Source organism: Streptomyces sp. NPDC107471 (genome assembly GCF_055582845.1).
Genome location: NZ_JBVJPC010000002.1, coordinates 830669 through 847731 on the forward strand (window position 1 = coordinate 830669; position 17063 = coordinate 847731).

A 17063-nucleotide genomic window follows, 5' to 3' on the forward strand; every position below is an offset into this window, starting at 1 on the left:
TATCTCCGGCCCCCTAATCCCGTTGCTCGCACCCCTCCGCATCCGAATGCTGGAATGCTGGACTTGTCCAGCGGGTGGCTGGCAGTGGGCTGGGGGGCCGAGAGTCGTGGAGGACAGGGTGCGGGTGGTCATCGCCGAGGATTCAGTGCTGCTGAGGGAGGGCCTGACCCGGTTGCTGACCGACCGCGGGCACGACGTCGTGGCCGGAGTGGGCGACGGGGAAGCACTGATCAAGACCATCGGTGAACTGGATGCGCAGGGCGAGCTGCCCGACGTCGTGGTCGCCGATGTGCGGATGCCTCCGACGCACACGGACGAGGGCGTGCGAGCCGCCGTACAACTGCGCAAGGCACATCCCGGTCTCGGGGTACTCGTACTGTCGCAGTACGTGGAGGAGCGGTACGCCACCGAGCTGCTGGCCGGGTCCAGCCGCGGGGTGGGGTACCTGCTCAAGGACCGGGTCGCGGAGGTGCGTGAGTTCGTGGACGCGGTGGTGCGGGTGGCCGAGGGCGGCACCGCTCTCGACCCCGAGGTGGTCGCCCAGCTCCTGGGCCGCAGCCGTAAGCAGGACGTGCTCGCCCATCTCACGCCCCGGGAGCGGGAGGTCCTGGGACTGATGGCCGAGGGGCGCACCAACTCGGCGATCGCGCGCCAGCTCGTCGTGAGCGACGGGGCCGTGGAGAAGCACGTCAGCAACATCTTCCTGAAGCTCGGGCTGTCGCCGAGCGACGGGGACCACCGGCGGGTGCTGGCGGTGCTGACCTACCTGAACTCCTGACCGTCTGACAGCGTGTCAGATGTCAGGGCGAGGGCGGCCGGCCGACAGGGCGGCGGGCCGCCGGGACCGAGAACCGGAGAACGATGAGGGAGCGTCTTCAAGGAAAGCGCCGGGGGGCGAGTAAATCGTGTCAAGTCATGGCTTTGTACCGTCTCAAATCCACGTCCATCATGCGAATGGCCGAGGGAAGGCGACCCCTGCGGTCGTAGGGTTGATCCTGGGAAGGCCTGCGGGAAGGCCGCTCCCGAACAGCCGCCCAGAGGGAGGTCCAGTTCAGTGACCAGTCAGGTCAGCAGCCCAGCGGAGCAGGCCGACGAAGCCGTCGTGGGAGAGCAGCGCAAAGAGGCCGGCGTGAAGGACGTCCGCCGCCTCGACCGGGTGATCATTCGTTTCGCGGGCGACTCCGGCGACGGGATGCAGCTCACCGGTGACCGTTTCACCTCGGAGACGGCGTCCTTCGGCAACGACCTGTCCACCCTTCCCAACTTCCCCGCCGAGATCCGGGCCCCTGCCGGAACCCTGCCGGGCGTCTCCTCCTTCCAGCTCCACTTCGCCGACCACGACATCCTCACGCCGGGCGACGCGCCGAACGTGCTCGTGGCCATGAACCCGGCGGCCCTGAAGGCCAACATCGCCGATCTGCCGCGCGGCGCGGAGATCATCGTCAACACGGACGAGTTCACCAAACGGGCGATGCAGAAAGTGGGGTACGCGGCCTCGCCGCTGGAAGATGGCTCGCTCGACGGATACAGCCTTCATCCGGTCCCCCTGACCACGCTGACCGTCGAGGCCCTCAAGGATTTCGACCTCAGTCGCAAGGAGGCCGAGCGCAGCAAGAACATGTTCGCGCTCGGCCTCTTGTCGTGGATGTACCACCGGCCCACCGAGGGCACGGAGAAGTTCCTGCGGACGAAGTTCGCGAAGAAGCCTCAGATCGCCGAGGCGAACCTGGCGGCCTTCCGGGCGGGCTGGAACTTCGGCGAGACGACCGAGGACTTCGCGGTCTCCTACGAGATCGCGCCGGCGACGAAGGCCTTCCCGGTCGGCACCTACCGCAACATCTCCGGGAACCTCGCGCTGTCCTACGGGCTGGTCGCGGCGTCTCGCCAGGCGGACCTGCCGTTGTTCCTGGGCTCGTACCCGATCACCCCGGCCTCGGACATCCTGCACGAGCTGAGCAAGCACAAGAACTTCGGCGTACGGACCTTCCAGGCCGAGGACGAGATCGCGGGCATCGGGGCGGCGCTGGGCGCGGCCTTCGGCGGGTCCCTGGCCGTCACCACCACGAGTGGCCCCGGTGTGGCGCTGAAGTCGGAGACCATCGGGCTCGCGGTCTCCCTGGAGCTGCCGCTCCTCGTCATCGACATCCAGAGAGGCGGCCCCTCGACCGGGCTGCCGACCAAGACCGAGCAGGCCGATCTGCTCCAGGCGATGTTCGGGCGCAACGGCGAGGCGCCGGTGCCGATCGTGGCCCCCTGCACCCCGGCCGACTGCTTCGACGCGGCGCTGGAGGCGGCCCGGATCGCGCTGACCTACCGCACCCCGGTGATGCTGCTGTCCGACGGCTACCTGGCCAACGGCTCCGAGCCCTGGCGGATCCCGGAGCTGGACGAGCTCCCGGACCTGACCGTGCAGTTCGCGCAGGGCCCGAACCACACCCTGGACGACGGCACCGAGGTCTTCTGGCCCTACAAACGCGACCCGCAGACCCTCGCCCGCCCCTGGGCCGTGCCCGGCACACCCGGTCTCGAACACCGCATCGGCGGCATCGAGAAGGAGGACGGGACGGGCAACATCTCCTACGCCCCGGCCAACCACGACTTCATGGTCCGCACCCGCCAGGCCAAGATCGACGGGATCGACGTACCGGATCTCGAGGTCGACGACCCGCACGAGGCCCGCACGCTGGTGCTGGGCTGGGGATCGACGTACGGGCCCATCACGGCCGCGGTTCGTCGCCTCCGGACGGCCGGCGAGTCGATCGCACAGGCCCACCTGCGCCACCTCAACCCGTTCCCGCGCAACCTGGGCGCGGTGCTGAGGGCGTACGACAAGGTCGTCATCCCGGAGATGAACCTCGGGCAGCTCGCGACCCTGGTCCGGGCGAAGTACCTGGTCGACGCGCACAGCTACAACCAGGTCAACGGCATGCCGTTCAAGGCCGAACAGCTCGCCACGGCTCTGAAGGAGGCCATCGATGGCTGAGACGTCCACGGAAGGCACGGGCACGATCGAGGCACTCTCGCTCGTCCCCAAGGCCGAGGCGCGCCAGAGCATGAAGGACTTCAAGAGCGACCAGGAAGTCCGCTGGTGCCCCGGCTGCGGTGACTACGCGATCCTCGCGGCGGTCCAGGGCTTCATGCCGGAGCTGGGGCTGGCCAAGGAGAACATCGTCTTCGTCTCGGGCATCGGCTGCTCGTCGCGGTTCCCGTACTACATGAACACGTACGGCATGCACTCCATCCACGGGCGGGCGCCGGCGATCGCGACGGGGCTGGCGGCGTCGCGCCGGGACCTGTCGGTGTGGGTGGTCACGGGTGACGGCGACGCGCTCTCGATCGGCGGGAACCACCTCATCCACGCCCTGCGCCGCAACGTCAACCTCAAGATCCTTCTCTTCAACAACCGGATCTACGGCCTCACGAAGGGGCAGTACTCCCCGACCTCCGAGGTCGGCAAGATCACGAAGTCGACGCCGATGGGGTCGTTGGACGCGCCCTTCAACCCGGTGTCCCTCGCCCTCGGTGCGGAGGCGTCCTTCGTGGCGCGGACGGTGGACTCGGACCGCAAGCACCTCACGTCGGTGCTGCGGGAGGCTGCCGCCCACCCGGGTACGGCCCTCATCGAGATCTACCAGAACTGCAACATCTTCAACGACGGGGCCTTCGAGGCGCTGAAGGACAAGCAGCAGGCGGAGGAGGCGGTGATCCGGCTGGAGCACGGGCAGCCGATCCGTTTCGGCGCGGAGCTGTCGAAGGGCGTGGTCCGGGACCCCGGGACGGGTGACCTGAAGGTGGTTCCGGTGACGCCGTCGAACGAGTCGCAGATCCTGGTCCACGAGGCGCACTCCGCGTCCCCGACCACCGCCTTCGCCCTCTCCCGCCTGGCCGACCCGGACACCCTCCACCACACCCCGATCGGCGTGTTCCGCTCAGTGGAACGACCGGTGTACGACACCCAGATGTCGGACCAGTTGGACACAGCGATCGAACAGAACGGCAAGGGGGATTTGGGGGCGCTGTTGGCCGGGGGGGATACCTGGACGGTTGTGGGCTGATCAAGGAGGGGTCCGACGTGCTCACACGCCGGACCCCTCTGCGGGTCATTTTCGTACATTGGGGCTACATTCGATCAAAATTAGGGCATGTCGCAGTTAGGGCGACAGTCGTTAATGCAGGCTGCGAAATCCATGATCTTGTCACTAAAGAAGGCCCCAAGTGTCCCGCGAACTTCCCAGTGTCAGCATCGTCCGCCGTATCGGAGACCCACCCAAGGCCCGGAACAGTCAGACCGCTGAAACCTGCCCTGACGTCTTCGAATTGAGCGACGGCAGCTTCGCAGTCATCGGCACGGAAGCCACTGCCTCCCTGGACGCCAGACTCCCCCACGGCGTGAAACGGGCCACCCATGAGCGGATCGTGGTGGTCGACCGGGAAACCCTGATCCGAGCCAAGCGAGATATTCCTGACGCCTGAATTCCCCGACACCGGATTTCACGACGTGCGCTCGGTGGGTGGCGCCGGACCCACGATCCACCACTGCTCCGGGTCGTCGGCGAGTTCCTCCAACATGACGTCCACGGCGGCGCCGACCTGCGCCTCCAGCGAATCCGACGGAAGACTCCTGCGGTGCTCGACCGTGCGGTCCCAATACTCGGCGAAGAGAGGGTTACGACACAGCACACGCAGGTGGCCCAGCAGTTCGTCCCAGTCGCAGGCACCGACGCGATGGGACAGCAGCAGGTTGCCGTACTGCCTGTTGGCGAAGATCATCTGACGACGTCTGGCCTCCGAGAGTCCCGACAAGGTGCTTGCGACCTCGGCCATGGAGGGGTCATCGACCATCCGGTCCATCTGCTCCAGTGTCAGCCTGTATTGCTGGATCAGGTTCGCCCGGTGAATCTCCTCTGTCATCAGCGTCAGTTGACCCAGCAGTTCCAGCAGGACGTCCCCCTGGCGTCGGTGGCGATCCCTCCGTGTGAAGAAGGCTCGCATCAGGCCACGCCCCCGCATGACAGCAGAACCGATCCTGCTGCGGAGGGCGTGCGGAGTCTGTGTGGCCATGTCAAGGCATCCCCCTGGATCCGGTGACCGTGCGCCGTGAGGTGGCATGGCGGGGCGGTACACGGTGGGCGTGGCACTCCGCATCCAGCGTGCCCGTCGACTCAAGGCGGCGCGGGAGGCGGAGAGGGGGCGCATGGGTGGACGCGTCTCGCATGTCGACCAACGCCCTGACATATGTGTGCCCCCTGGCGCCGTGTACATGCCTTCAGGCGAGCCCGTCGGGACGCATCAGTCCTGCTCAGAGCCCCTCTTCCGCGCGTCGTACACCTCCCGCGCCTCCTGCACCGCCCCCATCCGGCGCGCGGTCCACCGGGCCAGTCCGCGGACCTGTTCCGCTGCCTCGTGGCCGAGGTCGGTGAGGGAGTAGTCGACGCGGGGCGGGATCACCGGCTTGGCGTCGCGGTGGACCAGGCCGTCGCGTTCCAGGGTCTGGAGGGTCTGGGTCAGCATCTTCTCGCTCACCCGGCCGATCGCCCGGCGGAGTTCGCTGAAGCGGTGCGGGCGGTCCAGCAGGTGGAGCAGGACCAGGACGCCCCAGCGGCTCGTCACGTGTTCCAGGAGCAGGCGGTGGGGGCACATCTCCTCGCCCGTCGCGGCCGCCTCCAGCAGAATGCGCTCAGCACTTACTGTCATGTCAGTACCTTACTTCAAAGTGGGTACTTTCGCTGAGTTAGCGCCTCTCCTATGGTTAGTGCCAACGCACCCCAAAAGGAGATCGCACACCATGAGCATCGTCGTCACCGGAGCCACCGGACACCTCGGCCGTCACGTCGTCGAGCAGTTGCTCGAAAAGGTCCCGGCCGAGCAGGTCACCGCCGTCGTCCGCACCCCGGAGAAGGCCGCCGACCTCGCCGAGAAGGGCGTACGGATAGCCGTCGCCGACTACAACAGCCCCGAGACCTTCGACAGCGTCTTCGCGGCCGGCGACAAGGTGCTGCTGATCTCCGGCAACGAGTTCGACAAGGGCCGCCCCGCCCAGCACCAGGTCGTCATCGACGCCGCCCAGGCCGCGGGCGTGGCGCTCCTCGCGTACACCAGCGCCCCCGGCACCCTGACCGCCGCGCTCGCCGACGACCACCGGGCCACCGAGAAGGCGCTGCTCGCCTCCGGTCTGCCCTACTCGCTGCTGCGCAACGGCTGGTACAACGAGAACTACACCGAGAACCTCGCCCCCGTCCTGGAGCACGGCGCCGTGGTCCAGGCCGCCGGTGACGGCCGTCTCTCCTCCGCCTCGCGCGCCGACTACGCGGCCGCCGCGGTCGCCGTACTGACCGGCGAGGGGCACGAGAACTCGACGTACGAGCTCGGTGGCGACGAGCCCTGGGGCTTCGCCGAGTACGCCGCCGAGCTGAGCCGGCAGACCGGGCGGGAGATCGGCTACCACGCCGTCCCCGTCGACGCCTTCACCGACATCCTGACCGGCGCCGGGCTGCCCGCCCCCTTCGCCGAGATCCTCGCCGGTGTCGACGCCTCCATCGAGAAGGGCGAGCTGATCGTCTCCTCCGGCGACCTGGCCCGGCTGACCGGCCGCCCCGCCACCCCGATCGCCGCGTCGATCGAGGCCGCGCTCAAGGGCTGACACTCCGCGGACACTCCCCCCGCGGGCCCCTGAACGCCCTACCCCCCACCTGTCATGACCGTATGGCGATACGGGCATGACAGTGGGGGGTGCTCGGCGTTACCTTCTTGCAGGCGAGCACAGTGCGAGGAGGAAAGCCCGTGAAGTCGAGAGGCGAGCGGCACATAGGTCTGCTGAACGGCTTCGCCGCGTACGGGATGTGGGGGCTCGTGCCCCTCTTCTGGCCGCTGCTCAAGCCCGCCGGGGCCGCCGAGATCCTCGCCCACCGGATGGTGTGGTCGCTCGCCTTCGTGGCCGTCGCGCTCGTCGTCGTACGGCGTTGGGCCTGGGCCGGGGAGCTGCTGCGGCAGCCGCGCAGGCTGGCCCTCGTCACCGTGGCCGCCGCCGTCATCACCGTGAACTGGGGCGTCTACATCTGGGCCGTCAACAGCGGCCATGTGGTCGAGGCCTCGCTCGGGTACTTCATCAACCCGCTGGTCACCATCGCCATGGGCGTGCTCCTGCTGAAGGAACGGCTGCGGCGCGTGCAGTGGGTGGCGGTCGGGACCGGCGCCGCCGCCGTGGTCGTCCTCACCGTGGGGTACGGCAGGCCGCCGTGGATCTCCCTCACCCTCGCCTTCTCCTTCGCCACCTACGGTCTGGTCAAGAAGAAGGTCAACCTGGGCGGGGTCGAGTCGCTGGCCGCCGAGACCGCGATCCAGTTCCTGCCCGCGCTCGGTTACCTGCTGTGGCTGAGCAGCCAGGGCGACCTCAGCTTCGCCTCCGAGGGTCCCGGGCACGCGGCGCTGCTCGCCTCGACCGGCATCGTCACCGCGCTCCCGCTGGTGTGCTTCGGCGCCGCGGCGATCCGGGTGCCGCTGTCCACGCTGGGGCTGCTGCAGTACCTGGCCCCGGTCTTCCAGTTCATGCTCGGCATCTTCTACTTCCACGAGGCCATGCCGCCCGAGCGGTGGGCCGGGTTCGCGCTGGTCTGGCTGGCCCTGGCGCTGCTCACCTTTGACGCCCTGCGCACCGCGCGGACGTTCCGGAGGGGGATCAGCAGGGCCGGCACCGCCATGAGCACGGGCACCGCCGGCGTCGCCGTACCGAAGGCGGAGAGCCTGGCCCCGGGCGGCGCGGAGCCGCTGGACTCGCCCGCCGCCAGGCCGTAGACCCCCGCCGCACGGCCGTGGAGCGCGGTCACCGCGCCGACCTCCCGATCCGGTCGCCGAAGAGCTGGACGGGCCCTTTAGGACAGCACGCGACCTCATTCGCGGCTATAAGTGGCTCCATGACCCGGACCGCACCCGCACCCCTGCACTGGAAACTGGTCGTCGACGCCGGCGACCCGCACGCTCAGGCCGACTTCTGGGCCGCCGCGCTGCACTACGAGACCGAGGACAACGACGCCCTGATCCAGCGGCTGCTGGAACTCGGGGCGCTGCCGCGCGAGGCCACGGTCGAGTACCACGCCCGGCTGGCCTTCCGGGACCTCGTCGCCGTACGGCATCCGGACGACCCGTACGACAAGGACAGCGGGACGGGGCTCGGGCGGCGGCTGCTGTTCCAGCGCGTGCCGGAGCCGAAGACCGTCAAGAACCGGCTCCATCTCGACCTGCACCCCGGGGAGGGCCTGCGGTCGGCGGAGGTGGAGCGGCTGACGGGGCTCGGGGCGCGGGTGCTGCGCGAGGTGAGCGAGCCGTCGGGGGCGTGGGTGGTGATGGCGGACCCCGAGGGCAACGAATTCTGCGTCCACTGAACCCGTGCGGTCCGGTATGCGAACTCCCCTGACCGGATTCCGCCCTTGACGGTGAGTCAACCTCAGCTTCACGATCCAGGCACCCATTCACTGTGGAATCCCTGTGGCATCAGGGGTTCCCACGGAATTCGGAGCCCCCCACATGAAGCTCTCGGTTCCCGGACGCGTCACGGCCACCGCCGTCGTCGCCACCGTCTCCCTCCTGGCCGGCGGATCCATAGCCGGCGCGGCCCCCGCGGGACAGCCCGCGGTGGCCGCGGCCCCCGACATCCCGGTGGCCAACGTGAAGGCGCATCTCACCCAGCTCCAGTCCATCGCCACCGCCAACGGCGGCAACCGCGCGCACGGCCGCACCGGCTACAAGGCCTCGCTCGACTACGTGAAGGCCAAGCTCGACGCCGCCGGATTCACCACGACGGTCCAGCAGTTCACCTCCTCCGGACGCACCGGCTACAACCTGATCGCCGACTGGCCGGGCGGCGACACCGGCCAGGTGGTCATGTCCGGCTCGCACCTCGACAGCGTGACCGCGGGCGCGGGCATCAACGACAACGGCTCCGGCTCGGCGGCCGTCCTGGAGACCGCGCTCGCCGTCTCCCGGGCCGGCTACCACCCCACCAAGCACCTGCGGTTCGCGTGGTGGGGCGCGGAGGAACTGGGCATGGTCGGCTCCCGGTACTACGTCAACCGCCTGTCCACCACGGACCGTTCTCGGATCAGCGGCTATCTCAACTTCGACATGATCGGCTCGCCGAACCCCGGCTACTTCGTCTACGACGACGACCCGGCCATCGAGAAGACCTTCAAGACGTACTACGCCGGTCTCGGCGTCCCGACCGAGATCGAGACCGAGGGCGACGGCCGCTCCGACCACGCGCCGTTCAAGAACGCGGGCGTGCCGGTGGGCGGGCTGTTCAGTGGCGCCGACTACACCAAGACGGCGGCGCAGGCGGCCAAGTGGGGCGGTACCTCGGGGCTGGCCTTCGACCGCTGCTACCACTCGTCCTGCGACACCACGGCCAACATCAACGACACGGCCCTGGACCGCAACAGTGACGCGGTGGCGTACGCGGTGTGGGAGCTCTCGCGGTAAGCAGCGCGGCAACAGCCCGTGGCGGTCGCCGTATCAGACCTCCCCGGGCTACTGGTCCGCGTTCCGGGCGCGCTCCGCGAGGCGCAGCATCCGGGCGCGGGCCGACTCCAGTGCGTCGGGGTCCTCGGCCGCCGGGCCCTCCCCGGCGGCCAGGTCCGTCCACAGGGTGAGCAGGTCCCGCCCGAGGGCCAGGCCGCGCAGCGGATCCCGTACGGCCTTCCACGCGGTGGCCGCGCCGTGCACGTTGCCGTAGGCCGCCTCGGCGTCCCCGGCGCGGTGGTGGATCCCGGCCAGGTCGAGGGAGATCTCCGCGGCCCGGTCGGGCTCGCCGCCCAAGTAGGCGATGTAGGCGGCGAGTTCACGCACCCGCAGCACATCGGGGTGTTCGGCGCCCAGGGTCCGGGACGCCTCGCCGACCACCTGCTCGGCGAGCTCGGCGGCGGCCTCGGTCCGGCCCTCCCGCACGGCCTCGCTGAGCCGCCCGACCGGCTCCGCGAGCACCGCGCTCTCGTCGACCACCAGGCCCTCCCCCAGGACCGCCTCGGCCACGGCGTCGAACCCTCGCACGGTCGTCACCTTGGGACCGGGATCGTCCAGGAGGGGCACGGGTTCGACGACGGGGGCGGCCGGTCGCGGGGCGAGCGGGGCCGACGGGAGCGGTCGCGGCGCGACGGCGGCGAAACCGGCCGTCGGCGTGGGGGTGGGCGCGGGTGTGGGGCCGGGGTGCGGTGAAGCGGACGGGCCGGGGACGTCCGCGGGCGGGCGTACGGCGTCGGACGGTGACCGCACGGGGCCGCTCGCCGGACCGGCCGTCGGCCACGGTCCGGGTGGAGGCGGGGCGTCGGTCGGTGACTGCGGGGGCAGGGCGGTGGCCGGGTTCGCGTCCATCACGGGCGGCGGCCCGAACTCGCCCGTCGGGGGTACGACCGTCCCGGGGGCCGGAACCGGAGCCGTAGCCGGGCCGGTGGTCTGCGGGTCCGGCAGTCGGCGCAGGATCCGGGTCGGGGGCGCTTCGGCGTCCCGCGGGGAGTCGTCGAGCGGTCGCAGGAGGTGCGTGGGCCGTTCGTGCGGGACGGAGGCCGCCGGTGGCCAGGGGTGCTCGGCCGATTCCGCGTCCGCGCCGGGCGGGCTCGGCCGGGCTCCGGCCTCCTCGGGTGCGGGTGCTCCCTGTTCGGCGGGCCGGTTCCGGTCCGCCGGCTCCGGTGCGGCCATCCGTACCGGCTCGGCGGTGAAGCGGCTGGCGCCGTTCGTCGCGACTTCCAGGGGGACGACGTAGCCGATGCGGGCGTCGTGGATCGTCGCGTGGACGGGGTGGCCGCTGCTGAGGGCGAGGTGGTGGAGGTGGGTCAGGACGGTCTGCTGGAGTTCCTCGCCGGGCGGCGCGGTGACCGGTGTTCCGGCCACCGTCGCGCACTCACCCGTCAGGGGGACACGGACGTCGATCGGGGTGGCCCCCCGCTGCTGGTCCCGCTTCTTGTCGCGGCTGAGTCGAGACATCCCCATCCCTCACGGTCGTGCACGTACTGTCGAGTCTCTCCGTTCGCCCCCGGTTCTCACGTCACCGTGATGTCACAGGCCTGTTCCAGGAGGCGGGGGGCGGGTGGGATGGCGGGAGCGGGGCGTGGGCAGGCGCACCGACGTGCGGCGAGAGGCGGAGAGCGTGCAGCAGGGGCCGGAGATCTGGATCCGCGGGCCGGTGGCCCCGTCCGGGCGGCGGTTCGCGTGGGTCGGCACGCACGGCGGCGCCGGCGTCTCCACTCTGGCCGCCGTCTACGGCGGCCAGGACTGCGGACGCGACTGGCCCGGCCCCGGTGCCCCCGCCTCCGTCCTGCTCGTCGCCCGTACGCACGCCGCGGGTCTGCTCGCCGCCCGCCGGGCTCTGGAACTGTTCCGGCGCGGGGAGCACCCGCCGGGGCTCGACCTCGACGCCGTCGTCCTCGTCGCGGACGCTCCCGGCCGGCTCCCGCGCCCGCTCGCCCAGCAGGTCAGGGAGATCGAGGCCGCGGTCGACGTGTACCGCGTGCCCTGGGTCACCGCGTGGCGCCTCGGCGACCTGGACGGGACTCCCCCGCGCGCCGCGGAGGCACTGGCCCGGCTCACCCGGGCCGGCACCCCGTGACGGTCGGCGCCGACCTGTCCGCCACGGACCTGGCAGCGGCGGTGCGTTCGCGCTCGTTGCGGGCCGTCGACGTCGTCGCCCGTGCCCTGGAGCGGATCCGGCGCGTGGACCGGGCGCTGTGCGCGTTCGCCGAGGTGTGGGAGGAGGAGGCGCTGCGGCGGGCGCACGCGATCGACGTCCGCGTCGACGCCGGTGAGCCGCTGCCACTGGCCGGGGTGCCGATCGGGGTGAAGGGGCGGCACGGGCTGCGCGGTGCGGCACCGCTCCTCGCGGCCGGGTGCGTACCCGTCGGCGCCACGTCGGTGCCCGGTCCCGGAACCCCCTGGCAGACCTGGGGACTCGGCGCCCACGGCCGTACCGTCAATCCCTGGCGCGCCGACCGCACCCCGGGCGGTTCCTCGGCGGGCTCGGCGGCCGCGGTGGCCGCGGGACTCGTCCCGATGGCGACGGGGAGCGACGGGGCAGGGTCGGTACGGATCCCGGCGGCCTGGTGCGGGGTGATCGGCCTCAAGGTCACCAACTCCGGCCACGGGGACGGCCACGGGGACGCCGATCGCGTCCCGACCGGCACCGACCGCGCGCACACCGCTACCGGCGGCGCGGGCGCCCGTGCCGGCCGGATCAGTCCCGGCCCACCCGCCTCCCCTCGCCCCGGCCTCACCGCCCCCGGTGTCCTCGTCCGCCATGCCTGCGACGCGGTCGCCTACTGGCACGCGGTCTCGGACGACGGCGACAGCCACAGCGGGGACGGGGACGGCGGCAGGGACAGTGACGGCGTCAAGGACGGAGGCGGCCGCCGTGACGGATGCGGCCCGGAGGCGTCCCCAGCGCTCGCCGCCACCGCCCTCTGGTCCCCCGACCTGGGCTTCGCCGACCCCGACTCCGAGATCGTCCGGATCGCCCACGCGGCGGCGGAGCGACTGCTCGGCGCCGGTGTCGTACGGCCCGCCCGCCCCCGCGCCCCGCTCAGTCTGCACGACCCCGCCCCCGCCTGGCTCGCCCTGCGCACCCCGGGTTCCGAGCTGCGGGACGCCGACCGGGTCCGGGCGGCCAACGACCGTCTCCTGGCGGAGCTCTTCGCCGGTACCGACCTGCTGATGACGCCCACGACGCCCTGTCCGCCGCACGGCCACGAGGGGCCGGGCGACCGTTACTCCACCGCTCTCACCTGGGCGTTCAACCTCTCCGGGCACCCGGCGCTCAGCCTCCCCGCCGGTCTCGGCCCGGACGGCTGCCCGGTCGGGCTCCAGCTCGTGGCCCGGCACGGCGGCGAGGAGCTCCTGCTGGAGGTGGCACGGACGCAGGCCCGATGAGACCTCCTGGACAACGACAACCCCCGGACAACGACAACCCCCTGGACAGGTACTTGCGTACGCATATAATGCACGTGCGACTATTTACCGTACGCCGACCAGCCGGGAGAGCCTCATGACGCGCCGTTTCCTGTTCGTGCTCGGCAGCAGCCGCAGCGACGGCAACACCGAACTGCTGGCCCGCCGGGCCGCCGAGCAACTGCCCCCGGACGTCGAGCAGCAGTGGATCGACCTCGCGGAGCATCCGCTGCCCGACTTCGAGGACCTCCGGCACGACACGGACCACACGCGTCCCTCGATCGGCAACACGGCCCTGCTCTTCGACGCGACGCTCGCGGCGACGGACATCGTGATCGCCTCGCCGCTGTACTGGTACTCGGTCTCCGCCCACGTCAAGCGCTACCTGGACTACTGGTCGGGCTGGCTGCGCACGCCGGGCGTCGAGTTCAAGGCGACCATGGCGGGGCGCACGCTGTGGGGTGTCACCGCGCTGGCGCACGAGGAGTTCGAGGTCGCGGAGCCGCTGGTCGGCACCCTCAACAACTCGGCCGCCTACATGGGGATGCGCTTCGGCGGGGTGCTCCTCGGCAACGGCAGCAAGCCGGGTGACGTGCTGCGGGACACCGACGCGCTCGCCCGGGCGAAGACCTTCTTCGACCAGGAGGCCCCGCTCGCGCGGTTCCCCTACGAGCGGGTCACGCCGTGATGTCCTTCGCCAGGAACCGCGCCCAGGCCGCCGAGCCGAACACCGCCGCGTACAGCGACTGCAGGCCGAGGTTCTTCACCAGGTCGTCCCAGTAGACCGGCTCCCGCATGAGATCGGCGAAGGACAGCCAGTAGTGGGAGAAGAAGTACGGCTGCAGAGCGTGCAGTTGGGGGATCTGGTCGAGGATCTGGACCGTGATCAGCAGGCCGACCGTCGTGGCCATCGCCGCGATGCCGCTGTTCGTGAGGGTGGAGACGAACAGGCCGAGGGCGGCCACACCGGTCAGTGACGCGGCCACCACCAAAGCGATCAGCAGGGCTCTGCCCAGGCCCTCCGTGAAGGTGATCCGGGTGCCGGAGATCGTGGTCAGATCGCCGAGCGGGAACAGGATGGCGCCGACCGCCAGTGCCGAGACGGCGACCACGAGGGTGGCGACCAGGCAGAACGTCATCACCGTCGCGTACTTGGTGAGGAGCAGCCGGGTGCGGCCCGCCGGGGCGACCAGCAGATAGCGCAGGGTGCCGGCGTTGGCCTCGCCCGCGATCGCGTCGCCCGCGATGACTCCGACGGACATCGGGAGGAAGAAGGGGAGGGTCGCGGCGAGGGCGGTGAAGACCAGGAAGAGGCCGTTGTTGGTGATCTGGGAGATGAAGGCGGGGCCGCCGCCACCGCCGCCCGTCGAGGGGTCGTCGCCGGTCTCGATCTTCACCGCGATGCCCACGAGGATCGGGACCGCCGCGAGGACGGCGAGCAGGGCGAGGGTGCGCCAGCGGCGGAAGGTGGTGTGGAGTTCATTGCGGAAGAGAGTGCCGTAGAAGGTCGTACGGCGGCCCTCGGTCCGTGGGCGCTGGTCGCGCAGTTCCCCGCGCCCCTTCAGTTCAGCCCGCGACATCGAAGCCCTCCCCCGTCAGGGCCACGAAGGCGTCCTCCAGGGAGGCCCGTTCCACGGCGAAGCCTCGCACCCGCACGCCCGCCTTCACCAACGCCGCGTTGATGTCGGACAGTTCCTGGTCCGGGGGGTCGCAGGTCACCTGGTCGTCCGTCGTCACCACGTCCGGGATACCTCGTTCCTTCAGCACCCTCGCCGCGTCCGCCGGGTCCGGGGTCGTCACCACCAGGCGTCCCCTCGCCCCCGCCGCCAGGTCGGTCACCGAACCCTGGGTGATCAGACGGCCCTGGGCCATCACCGCCGCGTGGGTGCAGACCTGCTCGATCTCGTCGAGGAGGTGGGAGGAGAGGAAGACGGTGGTGCCGTCCGAGGCCAGCTCCCTGATCAGGGCGCGGATCTCTCGCATGCCCTGCGGGTCGAGGCCGTTGGTCGGCTCGTCCAGGACCAGGAGTCTGCGGGGCTGGAGGAGGGCCGCGGCCAGGCCGAGGCGCTGCTTCATGCCCAGTGAGTACGCCTTGGCCTTCTTGCCGGCGGCGGCCGCGAGGCCCACCCGGTCCAGGGCGGCCGCCACGCGGGTGTTCCGGGTGCGCGGGTCGGCGGTGGGGTCCGCGGCGTCGTAGCGGACGAGGTTGTCGCGGCCGGAGAGGAAGCCGTAGAGGGCCGGGCCCTCGATGAGCGCGCCGACGTGCGGGAGGACGGTCCGGGCGGCGCGCGGCATGGGGCGGCCCAGGACCCGGGCCGAGCCGGAGGTCGGTTCGATCAGGCCCATCAGCATGCGGATGGTGGTGGTCTTGCCGGAGCCGTTCGGGCCGAGGAAGCCGAAGACGCTGCCCGCCGGGACGGTCAGGTCGAGACCGTCCACGGCGAGCTGTCCGCCGCGGTAGCGCTTGGTGAGGGCGTGGGTGCGGATGACGGCCTCGGCCCCGCCCACGCCGTCGCCCGCGCTGTCACCCGACCCCTCCGGGTCCGGTTCCGTGGCGGACGGCTGCTCCATCGGCTCCCTCGATTCGTCGTGCCCCGCGGGGGACCTACTTCGCCGCGTCGGCCGCCTTCACCAGCGTGTCCTTGGTGACCGCGCCGACGTAGACCTTGCCGTCGTCGGTGATCAGGGCGTTGATCAGGCGGGTCTTGAAGACGGTGCCCTGGCCGAACTTGCCGGTGACCTTGTCGCCGAGCGAGTCCAGGAAGCCGCCGACGTCACCGCCGACCTCGGAGCCGGACGGGACGCCCTGGCCGCCGGTGTCGAAGGTGGCGATGGAGTCCCAGCCGTCCCCGATGACGTGCATCCCTGCGGGGCCGTGCTCGCCGAACTCGCCGGCCGCGCCCTTGCCGAGCTCCTCGGACCGGTCCTTGCCGAAGTCCCTGGAGTGCTCGGGCGCCTTCGAGGCGTCCTCCTCCTCGACCTTCGCCCCCTTCGGCGGGGTGAAGTCGAAGGTGGAGGCGGCCGGCTTGGCGAAGCTGACCTGGGTGAAGCCCGCGTCCACGACGGCCGCGCCGCCGCTCGCCGGGGTGAGGGTGAACTTCAGCGGCAGCCCGGTTTCGGAGTCCACGGCCACGGTGATCTGACCGACCGTCGAGCCGTCGTCCTTGGGCTTGACGACCAGGCGGTAGGCGTCCCGGCCCGCGACCTGGGCGGTGCCCTCGACCGTGACCGACGTGGTCTTGTCGGCGGCCTTGAGGGCCTCCTCGGCGAGGTCCTTGGGCGTGGCCGGGAGCTCTTCCTGCTGCTTCCCGTCGCTCTCGGAGGCCGTGGTGTGGAAGACCGAGTTGGACTTGCTGTCGTAGCCCCAGACGTCCTTGCCGTTGTGGATCAGGCTGTACTCGGCCGCGTCCTCCAGCAGGGAGATCTTCTGGCGGTTCTCGCCGTCCGCCGCGACGCGCAGGGTGTGCGTGCCGGAGGCGAGTTCGGTGAGCTTGGCGGACGGGTCGGCGGACGAGCGGTCGCCCGATCCGGAGGACCCGGCGGCGGAGCCGAGCGAGCTCTCCAGGCCGCCGAGGTCCGGCAGGCCGAGGTCCGTGGTGATCTTCACGGTGCCGGACAGTTGCTGGACGTCCGACGCGGCGATCTTCTCGATGAGTTCCTGCGCGCTGATCTTCGGCAGGTCGGGGTCGCCGGAGTCGGCGAGCGCCGGGACGAGCCCGATGGTCGCCGCCGCGACCCCCACCACCGTGGCCGGCACGACGTACCGGGCGGCCTTGCGCCGGCGGGCGGAGCGCAGCTCCTCGGCGTCCGCGGCGGTCGCGCTCTCGTCGGATTCGTACGGTGCCATGTGTGCCTTACCTCCGTCGTCGGCGGCGGCTGTCAACTCCCGTGTGTCCACCCCGTAGCCGCCATTCTCACCCGAATCGGTGAGGAGTGGTGTTTTCCGTGGTGTCCATCTGACCAAATCGGCCATGACCACGCGTCAGCCCACGGAGCCAACTCCGTGTACACCTGGGGTATGACACGACATGCGGACGGCCCTTGAGACCCGTAGGGGGCGTCCGTCCGCGGGCTCGGCCGTGGGGCGGTGCGGGGTGGATGGGGGCGGGCGTTTCGCGCAGTTCCCCGCGCCCCTGAATGCC

At 70.9% G+C, this 17063-nt stretch carries 17 protein-coding genes; 11 read left to right on the forward strand and 6 right to left on the reverse strand.

Going from position 1 to position 17063, the window contains the following annotated elements; genetic code table 11:
• Positions 1-118: 118 nt before the first annotated feature.
• The 4 genes from ACZ66S_RS08715 to ACZ66S_RS08730 all read left to right on the forward strand — a co-directional run bounded on the left by ACZ66S_RS08715 (position 119) and on the right by ACZ66S_RS08730 (position 4473).
• Positions 119-778, forward strand: a complete 660-nt coding sequence (locus ACZ66S_RS08715; protein ID WP_028808164.1) for a response regulator transcription factor — start codon at positions 119-121, stop codon at positions 776-778.
• A gap of 276 nt (positions 779-1054) precedes the next feature.
• Positions 1055-2983, forward strand: a complete 1929-nt coding sequence (locus tag ACZ66S_RS08720; protein ID WP_469900638.1) for a 2-oxoacid:acceptor oxidoreductase subunit alpha — start codon at positions 1055-1057, stop codon at positions 2981-2983.
• Positions 2976-4055 carry a 2-oxoacid:ferredoxin oxidoreductase subunit beta gene (locus ACZ66S_RS08725; protein ID WP_469900640.1) on the forward strand — a complete coding sequence of 360 codons (1080 nt, stop codon included), beginning with the start codon at positions 2976-2978 and terminating at the stop codon, positions 4053-4055. The genes ACZ66S_RS08720 and ACZ66S_RS08725 overlap by 8 nt, the downstream gene beginning before the upstream one ends.
• Positions 4056-4215: 160 nt before the next feature.
• Positions 4216-4473, forward strand: coding sequence for a hypothetical protein (locus tag ACZ66S_RS08730; RefSeq protein WP_469900642.1), 258 nt, complete (start codon positions 4216-4218; stop codon positions 4471-4473).
• Positions 4474-4491: 18 nt separating this feature from the next.
• On the opposite strand, the gene ACZ66S_RS08735 is transcribed toward ACZ66S_RS08730, so the two are convergent.
• Both ACZ66S_RS08735 and ACZ66S_RS08740 read right to left on the reverse strand, forming a co-directional pair.
• Entirely contained in the window at positions 4492-5061 is a 570-nt protein-coding gene (locus tag ACZ66S_RS08735; RefSeq protein WP_469900643.1) for a DUF6082 family protein, read from the reverse strand.
• Between the two features lie 228 nt (positions 5062-5289).
• Entirely contained in the window at positions 5290-5694 is a 405-nt protein-coding gene (locus ACZ66S_RS08740; RefSeq protein WP_469900644.1) for a winged helix-turn-helix transcriptional regulator, read from the reverse strand.
• 91 nt (positions 5695-5785) lie between these two features.
• Here ACZ66S_RS08740 and ACZ66S_RS08745 point away from each other — a divergent pair, with 91 nt between their 5' ends.
• The 4 genes from ACZ66S_RS08745 to ACZ66S_RS08760 all read left to right on the forward strand — a co-directional run bounded on the left by ACZ66S_RS08745 (position 5786) and on the right by ACZ66S_RS08760 (position 9471).
• Positions 5786-6640, forward strand: a complete 855-nt coding sequence (locus tag ACZ66S_RS08745; protein WP_469900645.1) for an SDR family oxidoreductase — start codon at positions 5786-5788, stop codon at positions 6638-6640.
• A gap of 140 nt (positions 6641-6780) precedes the next feature.
• A complete protein-coding gene (gene rarD / locus ACZ66S_RS08750) occupies positions 6781-7791 on the forward strand; it encodes an EamA family transporter RarD (RefSeq protein WP_469900646.1) in 1011 nt (336 codons plus the stop codon).
• Positions 7792-7910: 119 nt separating this feature from the next.
• Positions 7911-8378, forward strand: a complete 468-nt coding sequence (locus ACZ66S_RS08755) for a VOC family protein (protein WP_469900648.1) — start codon at positions 7911-7913, stop codon at positions 8376-8378.
• A gap of 142 nt (positions 8379-8520) precedes the next feature.
• Entirely contained in the window at positions 8521-9471 is a 951-nt protein-coding gene (locus tag ACZ66S_RS08760) for a M28 family metallopeptidase (RefSeq protein ID WP_469900649.1), read from the forward strand.
• A gap of 48 nt (positions 9472-9519) precedes the next feature.
• Here the strand turns inward: ACZ66S_RS08760 and ACZ66S_RS08765 are convergent, their stop codons facing one another.
• Positions 9520-10968: a tetratricopeptide repeat protein gene (locus tag ACZ66S_RS08765; RefSeq protein ID WP_469900651.1), complete on the reverse strand. Its 1449-nt coding sequence runs from the start codon at positions 10966-10968 to the stop codon at positions 9520-9522.
• Between the two features lie 124 nt (positions 10969-11092).
• Here ACZ66S_RS08765 and ACZ66S_RS08770 point away from each other — a divergent pair, with 124 nt between their 5' ends.
• From ACZ66S_RS08770 to ACZ66S_RS08780, 3 genes are all read left to right on the forward strand, one after another.
• The gene (locus ACZ66S_RS08770; protein ID WP_469900652.1) at positions 11093-11590 is read left to right on the forward strand and encodes a DUF6668 family protein; all 498 of its coding nucleotides are present in this window, start codon (positions 11093-11095) and stop codon (positions 11588-11590) included.
• Complete coding sequence (locus ACZ66S_RS08775; RefSeq protein WP_469900654.1) at positions 11587-12903, forward strand: amidase; 1317 nt, start codon at positions 11587-11589, stop codon at positions 12901-12903. Before ACZ66S_RS08770 ends, ACZ66S_RS08775 begins: the two co-directional genes overlap by 4 nt.
• A gap of 115 nt (positions 12904-13018) precedes the next feature.
• Entirely contained in the window at positions 13019-13609 is a 591-nt protein-coding gene (locus ACZ66S_RS08780) for a flavodoxin family protein (protein ID WP_469900655.1), read from the forward strand.
• On the opposite strand, the gene ACZ66S_RS08785 is transcribed toward ACZ66S_RS08780, so the two are convergent.
• Genes ACZ66S_RS08785 through ACZ66S_RS08795 form a run of 3 tightly spaced genes read right to left on the reverse strand, consistent with a single transcriptional unit; the run spans position 13599 to position 16768 of the window.
• A complete protein-coding gene (locus ACZ66S_RS08785) occupies positions 13599-14501 on the reverse strand; it encodes an ABC transporter permease (RefSeq protein WP_469900656.1) in 903 nt (300 codons plus the stop codon). The genes ACZ66S_RS08780 and ACZ66S_RS08785 overlap by 11 nt on opposite strands.
• Positions 14488-15492 (reverse strand): ABC transporter ATP-binding protein, encoded by a 1005-nt coding sequence (locus tag ACZ66S_RS08790; protein WP_469900657.1) that lies wholly within the window; start codon positions 15490-15492, stop codon positions 14488-14490. Before ACZ66S_RS08790 ends, ACZ66S_RS08785 begins: the two co-directional genes overlap by 14 nt.
• A gap of 34 nt (positions 15493-15526) precedes the next feature.
• Entirely contained in the window at positions 15527-16768 is a 1242-nt protein-coding gene (locus ACZ66S_RS08795; protein ID WP_469900658.1) for a LolA family protein, read from the reverse strand.
• Between the last annotated feature and the right edge of the window lie 295 nt (positions 16769-17063).